Annotated in this window: 23 protein-coding genes; 8 read left to right on the top strand and 15 right to left on the bottom strand. The window is 72.7% G+C overall.

The window, feature by feature from the left end; translation table 11 throughout:
• Positions 1 to 77: 77 nt before the first annotated feature.
• The gene (locus ABZ815_RS27955) at positions 78 to 707 is read right to left on the bottom strand and encodes a LysE family translocator (protein ID WP_357702918.1); all 630 of its coding nucleotides are present in this window, start codon (positions 705 to 707) and stop codon (positions 78 to 80) included.
• Positions 708 to 728: 21 nt separating this feature from the next.
• Positions 729 to 1,610 carry a LysR family transcriptional regulator gene (locus tag ABZ815_RS27950; protein ID WP_357702916.1) on the bottom strand — a complete coding sequence of 294 codons (882 nt, stop codon included), beginning with the start codon at positions 1,608 to 1,610 and terminating at the stop codon, positions 729 to 731.
• Positions 1,611 to 1,727: 117 nt separating this feature from the next.
• Here ABZ815_RS27950 and ABZ815_RS27945 point away from each other — a divergent pair, with 117 nt between their 5' ends.
• Complete coding sequence (locus tag ABZ815_RS27945) at positions 1,728 to 2,249, top strand: cysteine dioxygenase family protein (protein WP_357703067.1); 522 nt, start codon at positions 1,728 to 1,730, stop codon at positions 2,247 to 2,249.
• A 4-nt stretch (positions 2,250 to 2,253) separates the two neighbouring features.
• On the opposite strand, the gene ABZ815_RS27940 is transcribed toward ABZ815_RS27945, so the two are convergent.
• The 4 genes from ABZ815_RS27940 to ABZ815_RS27925 are packed head-to-tail and all read right to left on the bottom strand — an operon-like array spanning position 2,254 to position 6,355.
• Positions 2,254 to 2,820, bottom strand: a complete 567-nt coding sequence (locus ABZ815_RS27940; protein WP_357702914.1) for a TetR/AcrR family transcriptional regulator — start codon at positions 2,818 to 2,820, stop codon at positions 2,254 to 2,256.
• The gene (locus ABZ815_RS27935) at positions 2,817 to 5,072 is read right to left on the bottom strand and encodes a YhgE/Pip domain-containing protein (protein ID WP_357702912.1); all 2,256 of its coding nucleotides are present in this window, start codon (positions 5,070 to 5,072) and stop codon (positions 2,817 to 2,819) included. Before ABZ815_RS27935 ends, ABZ815_RS27940 begins: the two co-directional genes overlap by 4 nt.
• Entirely contained in the window at positions 5,072 to 5,626 is a 555-nt protein-coding gene (locus tag ABZ815_RS27930) for an ATP-binding cassette domain-containing protein (protein ID WP_357702910.1), read from the bottom strand. Before ABZ815_RS27930 ends, ABZ815_RS27935 begins: the two co-directional genes overlap by 1 nt.
• A gap of 60 nt (positions 5,627 to 5,686) precedes the next feature.
• A complete protein-coding gene (locus ABZ815_RS27925) occupies positions 5,687 to 6,355 on the bottom strand; it encodes an alpha/beta hydrolase (protein ID WP_357702908.1) in 669 nt (222 codons plus the stop codon).
• A gap of 114 nt (positions 6,356 to 6,469) precedes the next feature.
• Between ABZ815_RS27925 and ABZ815_RS27920 the strand changes: the two genes are divergently transcribed.
• Together ABZ815_RS27920 and ABZ815_RS27915 are read left to right on the top strand one after the other, a co-directional pair.
• Positions 6,470 to 7,057 carry a helix-turn-helix domain-containing protein gene (locus ABZ815_RS27920; RefSeq protein WP_357702906.1) on the top strand — a complete coding sequence of 196 codons (588 nt, stop codon included), beginning with the start codon at positions 6,470 to 6,472 and terminating at the stop codon, positions 7,055 to 7,057.
• 12 nt (positions 7,058 to 7,069) lie between these two features.
• Positions 7,070 to 7,282, top strand: coding sequence for a hypothetical protein (locus ABZ815_RS27915; protein ID WP_357702904.1), 213 nt, complete (start codon positions 7,070 to 7,072; stop codon positions 7,280 to 7,282).
• A 14-nt stretch (positions 7,283 to 7,296) separates the two neighbouring features.
• Here ABZ815_RS27915 and ABZ815_RS27910 read toward each other — a convergent pair whose 3' ends face one another.
• Positions 7,297 to 7,665: a phytanoyl-CoA dioxygenase family protein gene (locus ABZ815_RS27910; RefSeq protein ID WP_357702902.1), complete on the bottom strand. Its 369-nt coding sequence runs from the start codon at positions 7,663 to 7,665 to the stop codon at positions 7,297 to 7,299.
• A 208-nt stretch (positions 7,666 to 7,873) separates the two neighbouring features.
• The gene (locus ABZ815_RS27905) at positions 7,874 to 9,229 is read right to left on the bottom strand and encodes a dipeptidase (RefSeq protein WP_357702900.1); all 1,356 of its coding nucleotides are present in this window, start codon (positions 9,227 to 9,229) and stop codon (positions 7,874 to 7,876) included.
• A 231-nt stretch (positions 9,230 to 9,460) separates the two neighbouring features.
• Here ABZ815_RS27905 and ABZ815_RS27900 point away from each other — a divergent pair, with 231 nt between their 5' ends.
• On the top strand, positions 9,461 to 10,843 hold the full coding sequence (locus ABZ815_RS27900; protein WP_357702898.1) for an aspartate aminotransferase family protein: 1,383 nt from the start codon (positions 9,461 to 9,463) through the stop codon (positions 10,841 to 10,843).
• Positions 10,844 to 10,897: 54 nt separating this feature from the next.
• Complete coding sequence (gene ald / locus ABZ815_RS27895) at positions 10,898 to 12,007, top strand: alanine dehydrogenase (RefSeq protein ID WP_357702896.1); 1,110 nt, start codon at positions 10,898 to 10,900, stop codon at positions 12,005 to 12,007.
• A 34-nt stretch (positions 12,008 to 12,041) separates the two neighbouring features.
• On the opposite strand, the gene ABZ815_RS27890 is transcribed toward ald, so the two are convergent.
• The 5 genes from ABZ815_RS27890 to ABZ815_RS27870 all read right to left on the bottom strand — a co-directional run bounded on the left by ABZ815_RS27890 (position 12,042) and on the right by ABZ815_RS27870 (position 15,979).
• Complete coding sequence (locus ABZ815_RS27890) at positions 12,042 to 13,430, bottom strand: tetratricopeptide repeat protein (RefSeq protein ID WP_357702894.1); 1,389 nt, start codon at positions 13,428 to 13,430, stop codon at positions 12,042 to 12,044.
• 56 nt (positions 13,431 to 13,486) lie between these two features.
• Positions 13,487 to 14,365 (bottom strand): sulfite exporter TauE/SafE family protein, encoded by an 879-nt coding sequence (locus tag ABZ815_RS27885; RefSeq protein WP_357702892.1) that lies wholly within the window; start codon positions 14,363 to 14,365, stop codon positions 13,487 to 13,489.
• A gap of 116 nt (positions 14,366 to 14,481) precedes the next feature.
• Positions 14,482 to 15,252 carry a class I SAM-dependent methyltransferase gene (locus ABZ815_RS27880; RefSeq protein WP_357702891.1) on the bottom strand — a complete coding sequence of 257 codons (771 nt, stop codon included), beginning with the start codon at positions 15,250 to 15,252 and terminating at the stop codon, positions 14,482 to 14,484.
• A gap of 59 nt (positions 15,253 to 15,311) precedes the next feature.
• On the bottom strand, positions 15,312 to 15,785 hold the full coding sequence (locus ABZ815_RS27875) for a Clp protease N-terminal domain-containing protein (protein WP_357702889.1): 474 nt from the start codon (positions 15,783 to 15,785) through the stop codon (positions 15,312 to 15,314).
• Positions 15,782 to 15,979 carry a helix-turn-helix domain-containing protein gene (locus tag ABZ815_RS27870; protein WP_357703066.1) on the bottom strand — a complete coding sequence of 66 codons (198 nt, stop codon included), beginning with the start codon at positions 15,977 to 15,979 and terminating at the stop codon, positions 15,782 to 15,784. Before ABZ815_RS27870 ends, ABZ815_RS27875 begins: the two co-directional genes overlap by 4 nt.
• Before the next feature lie 57 nt (positions 15,980 to 16,036).
• On the opposite strand from ABZ815_RS27870, the gene ABZ815_RS27865 reads away from it, so the two are divergent.
• Complete coding sequence (locus ABZ815_RS27865; RefSeq protein WP_357702887.1) at positions 16,037 to 17,509, top strand: FAD-dependent monooxygenase; 1,473 nt, start codon at positions 16,037 to 16,039, stop codon at positions 17,507 to 17,509.
• Here the strand turns inward: ABZ815_RS27865 and ABZ815_RS27860 are convergent.
• Entirely contained in the window at positions 17,490 to 18,137 is a 648-nt protein-coding gene (locus ABZ815_RS27860; protein WP_357702885.1) for a response regulator transcription factor, read from the bottom strand. The two genes, ABZ815_RS27865 and ABZ815_RS27860, sit on opposite strands and share 20 nt — an antisense overlap.
• Positions 18,134 to 19,243, bottom strand: a complete 1,110-nt coding sequence (locus tag ABZ815_RS27855) for a sensor histidine kinase (protein WP_357702883.1) — start codon at positions 19,241 to 19,243, stop codon at positions 18,134 to 18,136. Before ABZ815_RS27855 ends, ABZ815_RS27860 begins: the two co-directional genes overlap by 4 nt.
• Positions 19,244 to 19,338: 95 nt before the next feature.
• Here ABZ815_RS27855 and ggt point away from each other — a divergent pair, with 95 nt between their 5' ends.
• Together ggt and ABZ815_RS27845 are read left to right on the top strand one after the other, a co-directional pair.
• Complete coding sequence (gene ggt, locus ABZ815_RS27850) at positions 19,339 to 21,063, top strand: gamma-glutamyltransferase (protein ID WP_357702881.1); 1,725 nt, start codon at positions 19,339 to 19,341, stop codon at positions 21,061 to 21,063.
• Positions 21,064 to 21,317: 254 nt separating this feature from the next.
• The gene (locus ABZ815_RS27845) at positions 21,318 to 21,989 is read left to right on the top strand and encodes a GH25 family lysozyme (protein WP_357702879.1); all 672 of its coding nucleotides are present in this window, start codon (positions 21,318 to 21,320) and stop codon (positions 21,987 to 21,989) included.
• Positions 21,990 to 21,998: the final 9 nt, after the last annotated feature.

Here is a 21,998-nt window from a genome sequence, read left to right as displayed (position 1 = left end):
CCTAGCTGCTACGTCCCGGCTTTTCGTCCCCCGATTGATCTCACTATCGCATCATGGACGCAAAATTTCCCGGCTTGTCATGCCTTCTCAGTTGTGAGCCAGGCGGCCAGCCCGAGGTACACCAGGCCGCTGCTCACGTCCAGCCGCCGCCGGGCCCGTACGGACCCGCGCAGCCGCGCGGCCAGCACCGACGACAGCAGCGCGTACATGCCGTCGCTGGCCATCCCGAGCACCAGCCACAACGCGCCGAGCAGGAGGATCTGCGGTCCCACCGGCCCCGCCGCCGGGTCGGTGAACAGCGGCAGGAAGGTCAGGAAGAACACGGCCGTCTTCGGGTTGAGCACGTTGACCACGAACCCCTCCCAGAACAGCCGCCGCCTGGACTGCACCTTCAGCTCGACGACCTCCTCGGACTCCCCGCCGCGCTTCATCAGCTTGCGCAGGCCGAGCCAGAGCAGGTACGCCACGCCCACGTACTTGACGACCGTGAACGCGGTCGCCGAGGCCGCGATCAGCGCGCTGATGCCGAGGGCCGCCGCGCCGATGTGGATCAGCGAGCCGGTGTGCACGCCCAGCACCGAGACCAGCCCGGCCGACCGGCCCTGGGAGACGCTCCGGGTGACGATGTAGAGGACCGCCGGTCCGGGGACCAGCAGCAGCCCGAGTGTGGCCGCGCAGAAGAGTGCGAGATGCGTGATGTCCGGCATGTGCTCATCGTAGGGACGTCGTCAACGATTTTCCCGGGCGGGTGACAGGCTTTCCGTCAGCGCTTCGAGCAGGGCGCCGGTGGCCGGCGGATGGGGCGGCTCGCCGTAGACGGCGGCGTAGACGTGCCTGGTGGAACCGGGCACCTGGGTCACCTCGACGTCGGGGTTGCGGTGGGCGGTGAGCGCCAGGCCGGGCAGCACGGTCAGGCCCATGCCGGCCGCCACGAGCGCCTGCACGGCCACGATGTCGTCGCTGGTGAAGGAGATGCGCGGCTCGAAACCGGCCTTGGCGCAGATGTCGAGCAGGTGGCTGCGGCAGCGGTCGCAGCCGGCGATCCAGGGGGAGTCGGCATGGTCGGCCAGCTCGCCGCCGGGCCCGATGGAGACCAGGTAGCTGGGGTCGTCGAAGAGGTGGATCAGGTGCAGGCCGGGTTCTTCGGGGGCGGTGTCGTCGTACCGGAACATGACCGCGACGTCGACGCGGCCGGCGCGCAGCAGCCTGAGGGCCTCGGGCGGCTCGGTCTCGGTGAGCTGCATGCGCAGCCCCGGATGGGCGCCCGACAGGCGGCGGACGGCGGACGGGATGAACGTGCCGAGCGCTGACGGGAAGGCGGCCAGGCGGACGCGCCCCTCGCGCAGGCCCACGTGGGCGGCCAGCTCCTCGGCCGTGGCGTCGATCCGGCCGATGATGTCGGCGGCCCGGTCGGCGAGCAGCCGGCCCGCCTCCGTCAGCCGGATGCCGCGGCCCACCCGCTGGACGAGCTTGGCGCCGGTCTCGGCCTCCAGCCGGGCCAGGTGGTGGCTGATGGAGGGCTGGGAGTAGTGGAGCTCCTTGGCGGCCGCGGTGAGCGACCCCTTGCGGGCCACCGCGACGAGGACGCGGAGCCGGGCGACGTCGAGCATTCATCAATCGTATCTATCGATGGGCCAGAAGACTTCTGTTGGACCTATCGATTCACTTGAGACACCGTAGAGAGGGAGGACAAATTGCCGCATTTTCCCTAGGGGGACACCGTGAACATGGTCGCGACCACCACCAGGCCAGGGCTCGACGTGCTGGTGTCCGGCATCTCCGAGATCGTGGCCAGAAAGCTCCCCGCCCGCGAGACCGCGTTCGCCGTGGCCGACCTGCTGCGCGACCGGCTGCCCGGCATGGACGTCCTCACCCCCGAGGAGCGCCTCGGCACGCCCGACCGCTACACCTCACACCTGCTGCACGCCCAGGACGAGTTCTCGATCGTGGCCGTCGTGTGGCGTCCCGGCCAGTACACGGTGATCCACGACCACGTCTCGTGGTGCACGTTCGGCATCCTCAGCGGCATCGAGCACGAGACCCTCTACCGCGACATGGGCGACCACCTGGTGGAGATCGGACGGGCCGACAACCGGCCGGGCGAGGTCAGCGGGTTCGCCCCTCCCGGCGACATCCACATGGTCCTCAACACCAGCGACGAGGTCGGGGTGTCGCTGCACGTGTACGGCGCGGACGTGGGCAAGCTCGGCAGCAGCGTGCGCCGCGTCTACGAGCTGCCGGTGCGCTGACGCCTCACCTGATGCGGCCGTGGAGCAGCTCGACCAGGGTCTGGTGGGTCTGCTCGATCGGCCGCTCGGGGTAGAGGGCGCGGCGTTCGATGGCGACCGTCAGGACCATGCCGAACAGGGCGGTCGCCGCCGTCTCCACGTCGAGGTCGGCGCGGATCTCGCCGCTCGCCGCCGCCCTGCGCAGGACGCCCGCGTACACGCCGAGCGCGCTCTCGCGCAGCCGGGCCACCGCCTCCTGCCAGGCGGTGCGCCACATCTCGGACAGCAGCACCCGGGCGAACGGCCCGTGCTCCTCGAAGAAGCGCAGCTGGCCCAGCACGACCGAGTCGAGGGCGGCCACGCCGCTCTCCCCGGTGTCGGCGGCGGCCAGCGCGCCCGCCAGCCGCTCGATCGAGTGGTCGAGCAGCGCGGAGAACAGGCCCTCCTTGCTGCCGAAGTTGTAGAACACGGTGCCCTTGGCCACCCCGGCGCGCTCGGCGATCGCGTCGACCGTGGTGGCCGCGTAGCCCTGCTCGGCGATCAGCTCGACCGCCGCCGTGAACACCTTCGCCCGGGTGTCCTGCCTGCTCACAGCGACAGCTCGGGGTGCAGGCGCTTCATGGACCAGACGCGGCCGCGCTCCACCGCGAGGGTGGTCAGCGCGAGCCCGAGCACGAGGAATGCGGACAGCACGCCGCAAGCCTGCCACACCACGGTCAGATCGCCGCCACTGATCAGCCTGCGCAGGGCCGAGACGACCCAGCTCATCGGCAACCACGGCGAGATCGTCTGGAAGAACCCGGGCGAGGTCTCGATCGGGTACGTCCCCGCCGCCGAGGTGAGCTGGAGCATCAGCAGCGCCAGCCCCACCACCCGGCCGGGCGGCCCGAGCAGCGCGTTGACCGCCTGCACCACCGCCAGGAACGCGGCCGCCGCCAGCAGCAGCAGCCCGATCACCCCGAGCCAGTGCGCCGCCTCCAGACCGAGCGCGAACCGCAGCACCGCCGCCAGCACCCCGACCTGGGCCGCGCCCAGCGCCACCGCGGGCAGCCAGCCCGCCAGCGCGATGCGCACCCCGCCCTGCGTCCCGGCCAGCCGCCGCTGGTTCAACGGCTTGAGCACCATGAACGTGATCATCGCGCCCACCCAGAGCGCCAGCGGCAGGAAGAACGGCGCGAAGCCGGTGCCGTAGTTGGGGACCTCGTTGTCGACCGTCTTGGCCAGCCGCACCGGGTCGCTCATCACGTCGGCGCGGGCGGCCCGCTGCCGGGCGTCGTAGTCGGGGATCTTCTCCGCGCCCTCGCCGAGCCCGCCGGCCAGGTCCTTCGATCCCTTGGCGAGCTGGTCCATGCCCTTGTCGACCTGGCCCGCGCCGTCGTGCAGCCGGTCGACCCCGGCGTACAGGGTGCCGGCGCCGTCGCTCAGCTTGACCAGGCCGCCGCCGAGCTGCCCGAGCCCGCTGGTCACCTTGGCCGAGCCGTCGTGCAGCTTGGTCGCGCCCTGGTAGAGGGTGCCCGCGCCGGTGCCGGCCTTGGCCAGGCTCGCGTCCACGGTCGCCGCGCCGGCGGCCAGCTTGGCCAGGCCGTCGTCCAGGGCGTTCACCTGGCTCCTGACCTGGTCGACCTTGGGGCCGATCTGCGGGGCCACGGCCGCGATCTTCCGGGCGTTCCTGGCCAGCTCGCGGGCCTGGGCGGACAGGGCGGAGGCGCCGCCGGAACCGCCGGTGCCCCCCGAGCCGGCCTGCTCGGCGGCGCGTTCCGCGGCGTTCGCCGCGCTGCGCAGCAGGGAGCGCAGCTCGGGGTCGGCGTCCGCGCCGAGGCGGTCGAGGGCGGCCTGGGCCTGGGAGGCGGCCTCCCGGGCGCTGCCCGCGGCGCGGGTCGCGCCGGTGCCCGTGCCGGAGCCGTCCGCGAGCCGGTCGGCGGCGTCGGCCACCTGCTCGGCGGCGTCGGCGACCTTCGGGCCCCACTCGTCCAGCACCGGTACGTACTTGTCGGCGAGCTGGTTGACCGCGCGCGTCTGGGTGTGGACCTGGTCGGCCGCCTTGCGGGTGCCCTTGCGCAGCTCGGAGGTGCCCTCGCGGCGGAGCTTGGCCAGGCCGTCCCGCAGCTCGCCGATGCCCTGCTGCGCCTTGCCGATGCCGTCGGTGACCTGCGCCGAGCCGTCCCGGAGCTTGTCGGTGGCGGTGTTGGCGCTGTTCAGGCCGACCGAGAGCTGCTGGGCGCCGTTCTCGGCGGTGCCGAGGCCGGAGTTGAGCCGGGAGACGCCGTCGCCGGCCTTGACCGCGCCGTCGTGCAGCTTGCCGGCGCCGTCGGCGGCCTCGGTGGTGGCGTCGTGGATGTCGCCGATCGAGACGAAGACCTTGTCGAAGTAGTCGTGGACGGCCGTGCGCTCGGCGGCGGCGCGCACCTCGTTGAAGACCGCGTCGGAGATGCTGCCGACGATGTAGCTGCGGCCGGTGTCCACGCGCAGGCCGAGCTGGGCGGGGGTGGGGGTCGTCGTGTCGTCGGAAGGGGAGGCCAGGCGGGTGCTGAAGTCGGCGGGCACGGTGAGCGACAGGTAGTAGCTGCCGTCGGCGACCCCGTCGGCCGCCTGCCGGGGCGTGGCCTCGTGCCAGGCGAACGTCCGGCGCTCGCGCAGCTCGTCGGCCAGGTCCTGGCCCGCGTGCAGGGTCTTGCCGTCGACCGTGGCCGGACGGTCCTCCATGACCAGCGCGACCGGGACCCGGTCCAGGTTGCCCTGGGGGTCCCAGAACGACCACAGGTACAGTCCGGCGTATAGGAGCGGCAGCACGATCACCGCCGCCAGCGCAGCCCGGGTCAACCGGGACCGCAGCATGCCCTTCATCACAGCTCCACGAGGTGGTCGTAGCGGGCAGGCGGGCGCACGCAGCTCGCGACCACGGCCGTGCCGAGGCCGCGCAGGAGGTCCCACAGCTCGCCCACGCGGTCGTCGGGCAGGCCCGCGTCCACGTTGTCGGCGAGGATCAGCGCGGGCTCGTCCAGCAGGGCCAGGGCGACGCCGAGGCGCACCTGCTGCTCGCGGTCCAGCTCGCTCACCGGCGTCATGTCCGGCGCCGCGAGCCCCGCCCGCTTCAGGACTTCCTGGTACGGCTTGCGCCTGCGCTCGCGCAGGTGCTCCTTGACCGTCAGCGCCCTGTCGAGATCCGTCACGCCGTCCACCAGCGCGAGGGCCGCCACCTTGCGGATGGCCCGCGGCCTGGCGTGGCCGGCGACGGAGAGCGTGCCCGTCGTCGGCTTCATCCGCCCGGCCAGCGTGAGCAGCAGGCTCGTACGCCCGCTGCCCGCCGGCCCGGCGACCGCCGTGAGCGTCCCGGGGCCCGCCTTCAGCGAGACCGCCGGGTACACCCCCTCGATCGACAAGCCCTCCGCGACGATCACCACAACCCCATCTCTTGAACTGACTGGTCAGTACAAAAGATTACCTCGTGATGCGGTGCGTCACACTGTGAGATACGCCTCCAACCGCTCGACCAGCTCCTTCGGCCGCGACAGCATGACCATGTGACTGCCCCCGATCTCGTCGGGCACGACACCGAGCCGTTCCCGGACCACCCGCCGCATGAACTCGGGCGGGAAGAACCGGTCGTCCCGGCAGAGCAGGAATTTCGTCGGCACGTCCGGCCACGCCGCGCCCGGCCACGGCTCGACGGACGACTTCTCCGCCTGTGGACGCCCCCGGGTCAGCTCCTCCGCGGCCAGCTCCGCCGGGACGTCGTGCATGAACTGGGCGATCGTGTCCAGGTCTTCGGCGCTGCGGTGGCCGGTGTTGGCCCACCACTCGCCCGGCGGCTCGCCCGGCACCGGGATCATGGCCGTGACCAGCACGAGCAGCTTGACGGGCAGGCGGTCGCAGACCAGTGGCGCGACGAAGCCGCCCCACGAGTGGGCCACCACGACCAGCTCGTCCGCCTCGCCGACGGCCCGCGCCACGGCGTCGGCGTACTCGGCCAGGCCGGCGGACTCGTCCTCGATCGGCAGGTCGACGGCCACCGTGCGGTGGCCCCTGGCGCGCAGCTCGGCCTCGACCAGGTGCCAGTCCCATGCCGAGCTGCCGCCGCCGTGGATCAGCGCGAACGTGGCCGGACGGCCCTGGGGCGCCTCGCTCATACTCTTGCTCCCTTCGTCGGTGGTGCGGAAGTAGTTCTACGCCCCGGGGCAGACAGAAAAGCGAAGTCCGCAACTTTTATTGCGCAATTTTTCTTTCGCATCTAGGATGAAGGCATGGCAAGGCACGAGCGGCAGCGCGTCCAGGACGTCGGCACCCTCAAGGCGCTGGCGCACCCGCTGCGCATGAAGCTGTACCGCGCGCTCAAGGTGGCCGGGTCGGCGACGGCCTCGCAGCTCGCCGAGCAGGTGGACGAAGCGGTCTCCCTGGTCAGCTACCACCTGCGCAAACTCGCCTCCCATGGCCTCATCGAGGAGGCGGAGAGCGGCCGGGGCGACGGCCGGGAGCGCTGGTGGCGGACGTCCGCGGAGAGCTTCTCCACCCGCAACTCCGACTTCCGCGACAACCCGGAGGGGGCCGTGGCCCACCAGGCGATCTCACGCCTGCACGCCCGCCAGCTCACCGAGATGTACGACGGCTACCTCGACGCCCAGTGGGCCTGGAGCGAGGACTGGCAGGACTCCTCCTTCGGCTCGGAGTTCCTGCTCACGCTGACCGCCGAGGAGTTGCGCGGCCTCAGGCAGGAGATCGACGACGTGGTCCTGAGGTGGACGGCCCGCGGCAAGGCGGCCGCCGAGGCGGGTGACGCCAAGGGCCGCGAGAACGTCGCCGTGCACCTGTACGGGTTCCCGTTCACGACGTGAGGAGAGAGCAGGATGTATCCCGACTTATACCTACTTGTAGAGCAGGTACGCGGCCAGGAGTTGCGCGCCGCGGCCCGGACCCCCCGACGGGCGTGGCGGGCGCGCCGCGGAAGGGGCGCCCGCTCCTGGGAACGGCGGCTCGGCTGGGCCCTCGTGGAGACCGGGCTGCGCCTGGTGTGCCGCGGCGCGGCCAAGGGCCCCCGCCTGGTGGACCGCCACGCCTGACCCTCCCGCCGGGATCAGCCGCCGTTCAGGCCGTTCAGGCCCTTCAGGACCGCGCGTTCCACCGGGGTGGGGGCGGTGCCGGTGAGGTCGAGCAGGCCGGTCGGCACCAGCGGCGGCTGGGCCATGAAGCGCGGCACGCTGCCGCGATGCGGCTGGGCGGCGTGGATCAGGAACGGGTGGCACAGGTAGACGTCCCCCGCCGAGCCGGTGACGGTGACCTCCCTGCGCCCCTCGCTGAGCGGCACCGCCTCCCCGCACAGCGGGAACCATTCACGCCCTTCGTCCCCGGAACCGGCGAGCAGAGCGGGCACGTCCAGATGTGAGCCGACCCGTACCCGGGTGGGGGCGTCGTCCGGGCCGACCTCGGAGAACAGGAACAGCATGAGCAGGGCACGGCCGCGCGAGCGCAGGCTCGGCCCGGCACTGGTCGACCGTCTCCCGGGGAACCGCGCCGGGCAACCGGACGAAGCCGTCCTCGACGAACGACTCGACCTGCTCGTCGGTCAACATGCGCCGCCCTTCCTGACGGACTCCGGTGAACGCCGTGCAGTCTGGCGAACCGGGCCCCGGAAGGGCAACGCGTTTTCCGGCTCAGACGCCGAGCGCCGACGGCAGGCTCAGCTCCTGCAGGAACAGCGCCTCGGCGGTGGCCACGCGGCGCAGCTCGTCGAGGTCGACCCGCTCGTTCGGGGCGTGGATGGCGGCGTCCTCGTCCTCGGCGCCGAACAGCAGGATCTCGGCCGCCGGGTACTGCTTGAGCAGCGTGTTCACCAGCGGGATCGAGCCGCCCGCGCCCACGTCGCGCGGCGGGCGGCCGAAGGCGCGCTCCATCGCCCGGTTGAGCGCCGCGCGAGCCTTGCCGCCGGAGTCGGCCTGGAAGCCGGACCCGACGGTGAAGTCGCCGAACGACACCTGCACGCCCCACGGCGCCACCTGGCGCAGGAACTCCACCACGGCGTTGACCGTGGTCTTGGGGTCGCCGGACGGAGGAATCCGGACGGTCACCCTGGCCCGCGCCGCGGGCTGGACCGCGTTCACGGCGCCCGACACGCTCGGCACGTCGAGGCCCGTGACGGTGATGGCGTACGACGCCCACAGCCGGTCGGCCAGCGAGCCGGACCCGACCAGCGACACGCCGTCCGCCACGCCGGCGGTCTTCCTGAACTCCTCCTCCGACGGGCCCTGGCCGAGGAAGCTGCCGCGCGGCAGGCCGGGGACGCGGATGTCGCCGTTCTCGTCGTGCAGCGCGGTCAGCATGCGCATGAGGGCGGCCAGCGCGTCGGGGGCGGCGCCGCCGAACGAGCCGCTGTGGACGGCCTCGCGCAGCGTGCGCACCTCGATGGTGAAGGCCGCCATGCCGCGCAGCGACGTCGTGATCGCCGGGTCGCCGACGCGCGGGTTGCCGCTGTCGGCCACCACGATCGCGTCGGCGCGCAGCAGGTCGGGGTTGCGCTCGACGAAGGACTCCAGGCGCTCGCCCGCGTACTCCTCCTGGCCCTCGATGATGACCTTGATGCCCACTGGGAACCGGCCCTGGAAGGCACGCAGGGCGGTGACGTGCGAGATGATGCCTGACTTGTCGTCCGCGCAGCCTCGGCCGTACAGCTTGCCGTCGATCAGGGTCGGCTCGAACGGCGGCGTGCGCCAGGCGGCCAGGTCGCCGGCCGGCTGCACGTCGTAGTGCGCGTAGAGCAGGACCGTGGGCGCGCCGGGAGGGGCGGGGGCCTCGCCGTAGATCGCGGGGAAGCTGCCCTCGACGGCGACCTGCTGGACGTGCGGCAGGCCGGCCGAGCGGACGAGCTCCTCCGTCACCGACGCGGCGGCGAGGACCGGCTGGTCGGGGTGTCCCGGAAAGGCCACGGAAGGAATGGCGGCGAGCCGCTTGAGCTCCTCGATGGCCTGGGGCATCGCGGCGGCGACAGCGCTCTCGATCTGGTCAGGAGTCACGGGACGGTCCCCCGGGGGTCGTTCTCGACAGTTTGGTCTCATTGGATCACAGAACGTTCCACAGTACGGAAACAGGCATGACCCGCGCGTTAATCTACCTGCGGATTTCGTTGCTGTTACACAACGGTTCTGCGGATCTCGATTTTCTTGCATAGTGCTGCGACCGATTCGCTTGGCAAACCGCAGGTGAAGATGCAGACTGTGGGGAGTTCGACACAAGGGAAGATAACCATGACGCAGCCGGAAAACGACGTCCTGAAGGCCGCGCAGGACAACCTGTGGTTGCACTTCACGAGGCACAGCGCCTACCAGAAGAACGAGATCCCGACCATCGTGCGCGGTGAGGGGTCCTACATCTACGACATTCACGGCAAGCGTTACCTCGACGGCCTGGCCGGGCTGTTCGTCGTCCAGGTCGGGCACGGGCGTGGCGAGCTGGCCGAGGCCGCCGCCAAGCAGGCGCAGGAGCTGGCCTTCTTCCCCCTGTGGTCCTACGCGCACCCCAAGGCGGCCGAGCTGGCCGCCCGCCTGGCCGCCCAGGCGCCGGGCGAGCTGAACCGGGTCTTCTTCACCACCGGCGGCGGCGAGGCCGTCGAGACCGCGTGGAAGCTGGCCAAGCAGTACTACAAGCTCGTCGGCAAGCCGCTCAAGCACAAGGTCATCAGCCGCCAGATCGCCTACCACGGCACCCCGCAGGGCGCCCTGTCGATCACCGGCATCCCGGCGTTCAAGCAGATGTTCGAGCCTCTCGTGCCCGGTTCGGTGCGCGTTCCGAACACGAACTACTACCGCGCCGACGAAATCAGCGGCGTTCCCGGCATGTCGCCGGAGGAATACGGCATCTGGGCGGCCGACCGCGTGGCCCGCGCCATCGAGATGGAGGGCCCCGACACCGTGGCCGCCGTCTTCGCCGAGCCCGTCCAGAACGCCGGCGGCTGCTTCCCGCCGCCCCCCGGCTACTTCCAGCGCCTGCGCGAGATCTGCGACGAGTACGACGTGCTGCTCGTCTCCGACGAGGTCATCTGCGCCTTCGGCCGCCTCGGCACCATGTTCGGCGGCCAGAAGTTCGACTACGTGCCCGACATCATCACCTGCGCCAAGGGCCTGACCAGCGGCTACTCGCCCATCGGCGCGATGATCGCGCACGAGCGGCTGTTCGAGCCGTTCAAGGAGGGCGACACCATGTTCGCCCACGGCTACACCTTCGGCGGCCACCCCGTGTCCGCCGCCGTGGCCCTCGCCAACCTCGACATCTTCGAGCGCGAGGACCTGCTCGGCCACGTCACCAAGAACGAACCCCTCTTCCAGGCGGCCCTCGACGACCTGCGCGACCTGCCGATCGTCGGCGACGTGCGGGGCTCGGGCTACTTCTGGGGCATCGAGCTGGTCAAGGACAAGGCCACCAAGGAGACGTTCAACGCCGAGGAGTCCGAGCGGTTGCTGCGCGGGTTCCTGTCCAAGGCGCTGTTCGACGCCGGACTCTACTGCCGGGCCGACGACCGCGGAGACCCCGTGATCCAGCTCGCGCCCCCGCTGATCGCGGGGCCAAGGGAGTTCGACGAGATCGGATCCATCCTGAGGGGCGTGCTCTCGGAAGCGTGGGCGCGCCTCTAACACCCTCCCCACCCGGTACGACGAAGTGCCGCGGTCTCCGAAAGGATCCCTACGATGAAGATCGGCGTCCCTGCCGAGGTCAAGAACCACGAATACCGTGTGGCGGTCACCCCCGCCGGTGTTCACGAGCTGGTGCGGAACGGTCACGACGTCACCGTCCAGCGGGGTGCCGGCCTCGGCTCACACATCACTGACGAGGAATACCTCGCCGCGGGCGCGAAGATCCTCGACAACGCCGACGCCGTATGGGCCAGGGCGGACATGGTCCTCAAGGTCAAGGAGCCCATCGCGGAGGAGTACCACCGCCTGCGCGAGGGCCTGGTCCTGTTCACCTACCTGCACCTGGCCGCCTCACGGCCGTGCACCGACGCCCTGCTCGCCGCCAGGACGACCGGCATCGCGTACGAGACCGTGCAGGTGGGCCACACGCTGCCGCTGCTCGCCCCGATGTCGGAGGTCGCGGGCCGGCTCGCGCCGCAGGTGGGCGCCTACAACCTCATGCGCTTCAACGGCGGCCGCGGCGTCCTGCCCGGCGGCGTGCCCGGCGTGGCCCCGGCCAGGATCGTCGTCATCGGCGGCGGCGTCTCGGGCCTGAACGCCGCCCAGATCGCCGTCGGCATGGGCGCGGACGTGACCGTGCTCGACACCAACATCGACCGGCTCCGCCAGATCGACGCCATCTACCAGGGCCGGCTCAAGACCCTCGTGTCCACCTCGTACGCGATCGAGCGGGAGGTCCTCCAGGCCGACCTGGTCATCGGCGCGGTGCTGATCCCCGGCGCCAAGGCCCCGACGCTGGTCTCCAACGACCTGGTCTCACGGATGAAGCCGGGCTCGGTGCTCGTGGACATCGCCATCGACCAGGGCGGCTGCTTCGAGGACTCGCGGCCGACCACGCACGCCGAGCCGACGTACAAGGTGCACGAGTCGATCTTCTACTGCGTGGCGAACATGCCCGGCTCGGTGGCCAACACCTCCACCTACGCCCTGACCAACGCGACGCTCCCGTACGCGGTCAAGCTGGCCAACCTGGGCTGGCGTGACGCGCTGAAGGCCGACCAGGGCCTCGCGGGCGGTCTGAACACCCATGACGGCCAGCTCACCAACGAGCCGGTCGCCCAGGCGCTGGGGCTGGCGTACACGCCGGTCGCCGACGTGCTCTGAAACCTCTGAAGGGGCGCGGCGCGAGGTCGCGCCCCTAACTCACTCCCAGGCGGCGGCGCAGGTCGCGCGCGGTGGCCAGGACGTGGTGGATCTCGCCCGTGCCCGGCCACGGCGCGCTGCCGGGACGCAGCAGCGTGCCGCGCACCGACGCCAGGTGCTCGACCGCGCTGCGGTGCACCCCGCTCCGCTCGACCAGCCAGCCGATCACGTCGGAGTGGTCGTGCAGCGGCCTGGTCACCAGGTCCCAGGTGCCCAGGACCTCGGTCAGGTCCGGCACGGACAACGGCACGCCGCCCCGGCGGCCCGTGGCCGCGGCCGCCAGCTCGGCGCGGGCGGCCAGCTCCGGCTCGGCGGTGCGCGCCCACGCCGGCGGCGGCGGGTCGGCCAGCCACTCCTCGGCCTCGCCCAGCTCGCCGGCGACCGTCAGCAGCCCGCCCAGCTCGACCGCCGCGCCGTGGTGGCCCGCCCGCGCGGCCTGGCGGAACCAGTGGCGGCCGCCGGCCAGGTCGCCGAACTCGGCGATCAGCAGCAGGCCGTAGTTGAAGGCAGATTCGGCGTCGCCGCCCGCAGCCGCCCTGCCGAACCAGTGGCTGGCGGCCGGGGTGTCGCCGAGCTCCACGCAGACGAACCCGGCCATGCGCTGGTCCTCCAGCCGCCCGGCCGCGGCCGCCCGCTCGTACCAGGCGCGGGCCGTGCGCAGGTCGCCGCAGGACAGGGCGATGGCGCCGAGGCGGGAGGCGGCGCCCGGGTGCTCGTTCTTGGCGGCCAGCCGGTAGTAGGCCTCGGCGCCCTCGGGGTCGCGGCTGGCGTGCAGGTAGAGGCCCATGCAGTGGGCGGAGTCGGCGTGGCCGCCCCTGGCGGCGTACTCCCACCAGCGCACGGTCTCCTCGTCCTCGCCGGCGGAGTAGGCCAGGAAGCCGAGGTCGTGGGCCGAGGTCATGTCGCCCTCGTCGGCCGCCCTGCGGTGCCACTCACGGGCCACGCCGGTCTCGCCGGTGTCCTCGCACAGCAGCGCCAGCCGGCGCGCCGCGGTGCGCGACCCGGCCAGGGCCGAGCGCTCGAACCAGGCCCTGGCGGCCCCGGCGTCGCCGCGCTGTTCGAGCAGGAGCGTGGCCAGGTTGGCGGCGGCCTCGGCGTCGCCGGTGGCCGCGGCGGTCTCGTACCAGCCGACCGCCTCCTCCAGGCTGCCGTGCTTCTCGTGCCAGACGCCCAGGTTGTAGGCGCTGTCGACGTTGCCTCCCGAGGCGGCCAGCTCCCACCAGAGCCGGGCCGCCGCGCGGTCGCCGTGCTGGGCGTAGAGCTTGCCGAGCCGGTGGGCCGCCTGGGCGTCGCCCTGCCGCGCGGCCGCCAGCAGCTCCGGCTCGTCCCCCGCCCGTGGCGCCGGAACGGCCGGTGTCGCCACCTCTCCCTGCCACCAGGCCATGGCGACAGACTGGCACGTGATCATACGATCGCGAACCGTAATCGCCGACAACGGGCCTAGGAGAACCTGATGAACCCCGAATACATCCCCATCCCGCACACGTAACGCAGCGAGCCGGGGGGGTGGGGCGGCAGCCGTACGGTGGCGGGCAGGGCCACGTCGCGCCCGTCGATGGTGACCGTGCTCGTGCAGCCCGGATCGACCAGTTTGAAGATGACCTCGACCGGTACGTTCGCGCGGGCGGACACGGTGGCGGGCCGGTAGCCGTCGCGGGTGGCGAAGACCGTGACGATCTGGGCGGCGGGCCCGGCGGCGGCCGGTGCGGCGTCCCCCGTCCAGCCGCCCAGGTTGAGCCCGGCCACGACGGTCCAGAGCCCGGCGGCCATGGCGACGACCCCGGCGAGCCGGGCCAGCCTGGTGCGGGAGATCCGCCGCAGCACGTACCCGAGCAGCGCGAACGCGGGCGCGGTGCCGAGCACGAAGCCCGCCATGGCCGCCGCGCCCGACAGCGGCGAGCCGCTGGACACGGCGAGCATCTCCATGCCGAGCGTCACCCCGCAGGGCACCAGGACGGTGGCCGCGCCCAGCAGCGGCGCCCTGTAACCGGACGTCCGGACGGGCTCGGCGCAGGCGTGGCCCCCGCCGCGCAGGAGCCGGATCGCGAACCCGATCACCGCGCAGCCCGCCGCGACCAGGAGCAGGGCCCGCGCCCGCGGCGGCAGGCCGACGGCCGAGCCGAGCAGCCCGAGCAACGCCCCCACCAGCGTGTACGAGGCCAACCGGCCGCCCAGGAACCAGGCCACCAGCGCGGGGTCGCCTCCGGGACGCCGGCCGACCAGGCCCACCAGCAGCCCGCCCTGCGCGGCGGTGCAGGACGCGGTGCCGCCCACCAGCCCGGCGGCCACGCCCCCGGCGAACAGGGTGACGGCCTCCACGTTCAGCCCCTCCCGGCTCTCTCGCGAAGCTCTGGGAGAAACGTAACGCGGCACGCCGGATGCGGCCAGTGACAGTTCTTGTACCCTTAGTGATGTTTAGGTGGTTGCGCCCGCAATCACGCCCCGGACGTCGGTACGCCGGGACGCCGGGCCTCGATGAGGAACCTGGACGAATAGGCGACGAACGGCCCTTCGGCCTCGATGAGCTCGTGCAGCTCGCGCAACTTGGCGCCGTAGCGGCCGACCGAGAAGCCCGGCACGATCCAGATCACCTTGCGCAGGAAGTAGATCACCGCGCCGATGTCGCGGAACTCCATCCGCAGCCGCTCGACCCGCAGGTCGGCCACTTCGAGCCCGGCCGCCTCCGCCTCCGCCACGGCCTGGCGCGGGTCGCGGGCCGAGCCGTCCTGCGGGCCCATGAAGAACTCGGTCAGCTCGAACACGCTGCGCGGGCCGACCTGCTGCGAGAAGTACGCGCCCCCGGGACGCAGCACCCTGGCGATCTCCGCCCACCAGGTCTCCACCGGATGGCGGCTGACCACCAGGTCGAAGACGCCGCCGCGGAACGGCAGGCGCGGCTCGTCGTCGTCGGCCACCACCCGCGCCCCGCGCGGGCGCAGCCGGGCGGCGGCCAGCGCCAGGTTGGGCGGCCACGACTCGGTCGCCACCGTCACCTTCGGCAGTGTGGGCAGCCCGGCCAGGATCTCGCCGCCGCCGGTCTGGACGTCGAGCGCCGCCTCGGCCGCCGCCATCCGCCCGGCCAGCAGGCGGGAGTAGCCCCATGAGGGCCGTTCCTCGGTGGCCCTGCCCTCCAGCCAGGAGAAGTCCCAGCCGTCCACGGACACGGTGTCGGCCTCTTCGACCAGGTCATCGTACGTACGCCGCATCCTCCGACCATGTCAGCGCCCGGGGGGTGGCTTCAACCGGATTTCTCCCGTGTCGCGGATCAGGCGATGCGGGCGCGCACGGCGGCGCGGTCGACGCCGAGCTGGTCGATCAGCCCGGCCACCGGGTCGTGGCGGTCCCGCTCCAGCAGGGCGAGCAGGAGGTGCCGGGGAACCTCCTGCCTGGTCTTGCGCCGCGTGGCGCCGATGGCGGCGTTGACCACCGCGCGGGCGCTCGACGTGAGCGAGGTGCCGGGGATCGGCGGGTGCCGGCGCGGCGTCGCGCGCGGTGCCTGGCCGAGGTCGAGGCCGATCGAGCGCAGCGCCTCCCGGTCGAGCTCGTCGAGCGCGGCCCGCGCCTCCGCCAGGTCCACGCCGAGCGCCCGCGCCGGCTCGGCGGCGGGGTCGTGCAGCAGGCCGAGCAGCAGGTGCTCGGTGCCGAGCCGCCGGTCGCCGCGCTGCCTGGCCTCGTCGAGCGCCGCGCTGACGACGGCCGCGAACGGGCTCTTCTCCTTGCCGAACATGGCGATCCTCACTTTCCGTATCGGGCGTGCACGGACTGCCGCGACATGCCGAGCGCGTCGCCGATCTGCTCCCAGGTCCAGCCCTGTTCCCTGGCCAGCGCCACCGACGTCGCCTCGACCTGCTCGGCCAGCCGGTGCAGCGCGCCCACGGCCCGCAGGCCGAGGGCGGGGTCGTTCGACCTGATGCGTTGAGACAGCTCTTCCATGTCCACGCCGTCAGGCTAGATTGACAGACGGGTGTTTGTCAACCTAGCCTGACAGGCATGGACGACGTGATGATCGTGGGAGCGGGCCCGGTCGGGCTCATGCTCGCGGGCGAACTGGCCCTGGCCGGATTACGCCCGATCGTGCTGGACAAACGCCCTGAACCGAGCGAACTGCCCAAGGCGAACGGGCTCGCGGGCCAGATCGTCGAGCTGCTCGACCACCGCGGCCTGCTCGGCCCCCTCTCCGAGGGCAGCGGCTTCGCGGGCCCCGCGCCGGGGTTCCCGTTCGGGCAGGTGCCGCTGCGGTTCGCCGGGCACGACGACATGCCGCTGCGGCTGCTGCTGATCCAGCAGCCGCGGCTGGAACGGCTGCTGGCCGAGCGGGCCGGACAGCTCGGAGCCGAGATCAGGCGGGGCCACGAGGTGCTCGGGCTCGTCCAGGACGAGGAGGGCGTCACGCTGGAGCTGTCCACCGGCCGGGCCCGCGCCCGCTACGCGGTGGGCTGCGACGGCGGGCACAGCACCGTGCGCGCGCTGACGGGCATCGGCTTCCCCGGCACCACCGACGACGAGGTGCTGCGGCTCGGCCACTTCGCCTGGGACGGGCAGGGCCCGTTCGAGGCGCCGCGGGCCGAGGGCCTGGGACCGGGATGGAACCGCACCCCCGCCGGCCGCCTGCTGCTCACCTCGCTCCGGCCCGGCGTGCTCGTCGCGGGCGTGCGCGAGCGCGGCGCGGCGCCCGAGGGCCCGGTCACGCCGGAGGACTTCCGCGCCGCCGTGCGCCGCGTGATCGGGCGGGACCTGCCGCTCGGGGAGCCGCTCTGGCTGTCCGGCACGGTCGCGCAGGCCCGGCTCGCCGACCGCTATCGGGCCGGCCGGGTGTTCCTGGCCGGGGACGCCGCCCACCTGTTCCCGGCGGGCGGGACGGCGCTCAACGTCGGCATGACGGAGGCGGTCAACCTGGCCTGGAAGCTGGCCGCCGTGCTGCTCGGACGGGTGCCCGAGGGCCTGCTGGACACCTACGAGGAGGAACGCCGTCCGGTGGCCGGGCGGGCGCTGGCGCAGACCCGGGCCCAGGCGGCGCTGGAACGGGCCCCCGGCGAGGACGGCGACGCCCTGCGCGGGCTGCTCGCCGAGCTGTTCGCCCACGAGCAGCCGCTGCGCCACCTCGCCGCGATCCTGCACGGCTCCGACACCCGCTATCCGCCCGGCCCGGAGCACCCGCATCCGCTCGTCGGCCGGTTCGTCCCCGACCTGCGGCTGAGCACGGCGGAAGGGGAGCGGCGGGTGGCCGAACTGATGCGCGCCGGGCGGCCGGTGCTCCTCGACCTCCGCGACGAGACCGGCCCGGCGTCACCCGGCGGCGGCTGGATCGACGTGGTCAGGGCGCGGTGCGCCGAGCCGCCCGCCGACGTGCTGCTGATCCGCCCCGACGGGTACGTGGCCTGGGCCGGCACCGACGGCCTGGCCGGGGCCGCGCGGGCGTGGTTCGGCGCGGAGCCGCCCGCCGTCAGAGCCACCCCGGCTTGACCAGGCCCGACTCGTAGGCGATGACCACGAGCTGCGCGCGGTCGCGGGCGTGCAGCTTCATCATGGCCCGGCTGACGTGGGTCTTGGCGGTGGCCGGCGACATGAACAGCTTGGCGGCGATCTCGTCGTTGGTCATGCCCGTGCCGACCAGGGAGAGCACCTCGCGCTCGCGGTCGGTGAGCTGGTCGAGGCCCTGCGTGGCGACCGGTTCCTTGGCGCGCGAGGCGTACTCGGCGATCAGCCGCCGGGTCACGCTCGGCGACAGCAGCGCCTCGCCCGCCGCCACCACCCGTACGGCCTGGATGAGCTCGGCCGGCTCGGTGTCCTTGACCAGGAAGCCGGACGCGCCGCCGCGCAGGGCCTCGAAGACGTACTCGTCCAGCTCGAACGTGGTCAGGATGATGATGTGCGGGCCGGGCGGCATCAGGCGGGTGGCGGTCAGGCCGTCGGTGCCGGGCATGCGGATGTCCATCAGCACGACGTCCGGGGCGTGCTCGCCGGCCAGGCGCACCGCCTCCGCGCCGTCGGCCGCCTCGGCCACCACGGTCATGTCGGGCTGGGCGTCCAGCAACGCCTTGAAGCCCGCGCGGACCAGCGCCTGGTCGTCGGCGAGCAACACCTTGATCACGTTGGGTTCTCCTCGGGTAGGGGCAGACGGGCCTCGACCTGGAAGCCGTCGCCCGACGGGCCGGCGACGAGCGTGCCGCCCAGGGCGGAGGCGCGTTCGCGCATGCCGGGGATGCCGTTGCCGCTGCCCTCCTCCGACAGCACGGCGGGGGTCGTCGCCCCCGTGTCGGCGACCGCGATGACGAGCTGCGCCGCGCCGTACTCCAGGCGCACCGTCACCCGCGAGCCGGGCGCGTGGCGGGCGGCGTTGGTGAGCGACTCCTGCACGATCCGGTACGCGGCCCGCTCGACCTGCGGCGGCAGCGGCCGCGAGCCCACCCGCCTGAGCGAGACCTCCATCCCCGAACGCTGGACGAGGTCGTCGAGGCGGTCGAGCCCGGCCGTCGGGGAACGCGGAGCGCCCTCGCGCAGCACGTTGAGCACCGAGCGCATCTCGCCCAGCACCTCCTTGGACGCCGTCTTGATCGTGGCCAGGGCCGAGCGGGCCTGCTCGGGGTTGGCGTCGATGAGGTGCAACGCGGTGCTGGCCTGCACGTGGATGAGCGAGATGTTGTGCGCGAGCACGTCGTGCAGCTCCTGGGCCATGGTCAGGCGCTCCTCGCTGGCCTGCCGCCGGGCCTCCTCCTCAAGGATGCGCTCGCGCTCGGCCCGGCGTTCCCTGACGATCCTGACCAGCTCGGCCACGACCATGAACAGCAGGATGAAGGCCAGGATCGACAGGCTGTGGAACAGGTCGCGGTTGCCCACCCACCAGGCGTAGCTGAGGAGCGAGGTCACCGTCATGGTCGCCATCGTCCAGGCCATCAGCCGTCTGCCCCCGGTGACCAGGAGGAACAGCAGGACGCCCGGGCTGAGGAAGGCGGGGCCGTAGGCGTAGCCGCCGATGAGGAACAGGTCCATCGCGGCGAGCGCGACGGAGACCGTCAGCAGCGGGAACCGCCTGCGGAAGAGGATGGCCAGCGGCCCGATCAGCAGCAACGCGTACGCGTACGGGTCGAGCTGCTCCCTGAGGAGACGCTGGCCCCACGTCGCGCCTTGGGCGATCACCAACTGGGCGACCGCCACGATCAGGGCGAGATAAGGGTCGAAACCGGACTTCCTGCGCACCCCACCACGCTAGGCCACCGGCGGAGGGCAGGACATCCTCCCCTCGTGCGAGGGGGCCCTACCACGACGGGCGTAGCTGGGTCATGGTGGACACCATGCGCCGTGTGATCTATTCCGCAGCAGCAGTCCTCATCTCCCTCCTGCCCGCCGCGCCCGCGTCCGCGGGCCCCCAGCAGAAGTCCCCGGTCGCCGAGGGGTACGGAGGCGCCGTCGCCACCGTCGACCTCGACGCCAGCAAGGCCGCGCTCTCCGTGCTGAGACGCGGCGGCAACGCCGTCGACGCGGCCGTGGCCGCCGGAGCCGTGCTCGGGGTCACCGAGCCGTACTCGGCCGGCCTGACCGGCGGCGGCTTCATGGTGTTGTACGACGCCAGGCAGCGCAAGGTGTTCACCATCGACGGCCGCGAGACGGCCCCGCGCGCCATGACCGCCACCAGCTTCGAGGGCATCCCGTTCGACGAGGGCGTCACCAGCGGCCTGTCGGCGGGCGTGCCCGGCACGCTGGCCCACTGGGACCTGGCCCTGCGCCGGTTCGGCACGCTCTCGCTCGGCCAGGCGCTCCAGCCGGCCATCGAGGTGGCCTCCCGTGGCTTCGTCGTGGACCAGACGTTCCACGACCAGACGGCCGCCAACGTCGACCGCTTCAAGGACATCGCCTCCACGGCCCGGCTCTACCTCCCGAACGGCGCGCCGCCGCCGGTCGGCTCGGTGTTCAGGAACCCGGAGCTGGCGAACACCTACCGGGAACTGGCCCGGCGCGGCCCCGGCTGGCTGTACGGCGGCCGGCTCGGCCAGGAGGTCGTGGCCACCGTCAAGAAGCCGCCGGTCACCCCCGGCAACACCCGCAACGTGCGGCCCGGCCTGATGGAGCTGTCGGACCTGCGGGACTACCGCGCCCTCCTGCGCGAGCCCACCAAGATCTCCTACAACGGCATGGACGTGTACGGCATGGCGCCGCCGTCCTCGGGCGGCTCGACCGTCGGCGAGGCGCTCAACATCCTCGAAGCCCTGCCCAAGGTGGGCCTGCACGAGTACCTGGAGGCGTCCAGGCTGTCCTTCGCCGACCGCAACGCCTACGTCGGCGACCTGCCCGGCGTGCCGCTGCGCGAGCTGCTGTCCGACGGCTTCGCCAAGGAGCGGGCCTGCCTGATCGGCGACCGGGCCCTGAGCAGCCCGGCCGCCCCCGGCAGCCCCGACGGCACGTACGGCGCCTGCGCCACCCCGACCGGCAGCGCGACCCCGATCGCGGACGAGGGGCCGGAGACCACGCACCTGGTCGTCGCCGACCGCTGGGGCAACGTGGTCGCCTACAACCTCACCATCGAGTCGACCGGCGGCAACGGCATCGTGGTGCCGGGCCGCGGCGTGCTGCTCAACAACGAGCTGACCGACTTCACCTTCGGCCCCGCCCCCGGCGACCCCAACCTGCCCGGCCCCGGCAAGCGGCCGCGCTCGTCGATGGCGCCGACGCTGGTGTTCGACCACGGCAGGCCGGTGCTGGCCGCCGGCTCGCCGGGCGGCTCGACGATCATCACGACCGTGCTGCAGATCCTGGTCAACCGGTACGAGTTCGGCATGAGCCTGCCCGACGCGCTCGCCGCGCCGCGGGCCACCCAACGCAACACCGCCCAGACGCAGGCCGAGCAGGCGTTCCTCGACAAGTACCGGACCGAGCTGGAGGCCAAGGGGCACAGCTTCGTGCTGAACCCCGAGATCGGCGCGGCCACGGCCCTGGAACTGCGCGGCCACGGCCTCGTCCAGGCCGTCGCCGAGCCCGTACGGCGGGGCGGCGGCAGCGCCCTGGTGCTCGACCCGCGCTGAAACCCGCGCTGAGCGCGCACGGCGGCGGCCCCCGGCGGGCCGCCGCCCTCGCGGGGTGACCGAGGTCACGGCTTGACTGCCGCATGAGGGAATGTTTGCGCAGGTCACAGGGTTGTAACGGGCATCGCGACGGGTCGTGGCGCCGTGCCGCCGAGCGGAATCCGCCGGCCGCACCCTCATTCAGCCGCCGTCGTTCGAGCCGGATCCCGAGAGACACCCGTGGGCTGCCCCGGCCTGCCCTCAGGAGGAACCCTGTGAACGCCAAGAAGCTGTACGCGAGCGCCCTGCTGGCCGCCACCGCCGCCGTGTCGGCCCTCGGCCTGACGTCCGCCCCGGCCCACGCCGACGGCCTCACCTACGGCCAGGACGTCTCCAGCTACCAGCCGGACCACGACTGGGCCGCCAGCGGCGCCTCGTTCGGCATCGTCAAGGCCACCGAGGGCGCCACCCACGTGGACGCCTCCTTCGCCCGCCACTGGGCCGACCTGGGCACGAAGGGCAAGGTGCGGGGCGCCTACCACTACGGGCACCCGTCCAACGACCCGGTCGCCGAGGCCGACCACTTCCTGTCCGTGGTGAACCGGCAGCCGGCCGCCAAGGGCGACCTGCTCGCGCTCGACCTGGAGACCGCCGACGGCCAGTCCGTGACCGCGGTCAACGCCTGGGCCAAGAAGTGGCTGGCGCACGTCCAGGCCAGGACGGGCATCACGCCGCTGTTCTACAGCGGCTGGAACTTCGCCGACGAGTACGGCCACGGCCTGCAGCAGTACCCGCTGTGGGTGGCCCGCTACGGCCAGGGCCCCGGCCAGGTGGCCGCCCCCGCCGACTGGAAGACCTGGACCATCCACCAGTACGCCGACGCGCCGGTGGACCAGAACGTCTCCGCCCTCACCCCCGTCCAGCTCAAGGCGCTGGGCCGCAGGTGACCCGCCGTC

The organism is Nonomuraea sp. NPDC047529 (assembly GCF_040642995.1).
Taxonomy (GTDB): domain Bacteria; phylum Actinomycetota; class Actinomycetes; order Streptosporangiales; family Streptosporangiaceae; genus Nonomuraea.
The sequence above is the reverse complement of the archived record's forward strand: the minus strand, read 5'-3'. Positions and strand labels throughout refer to the sequence as shown.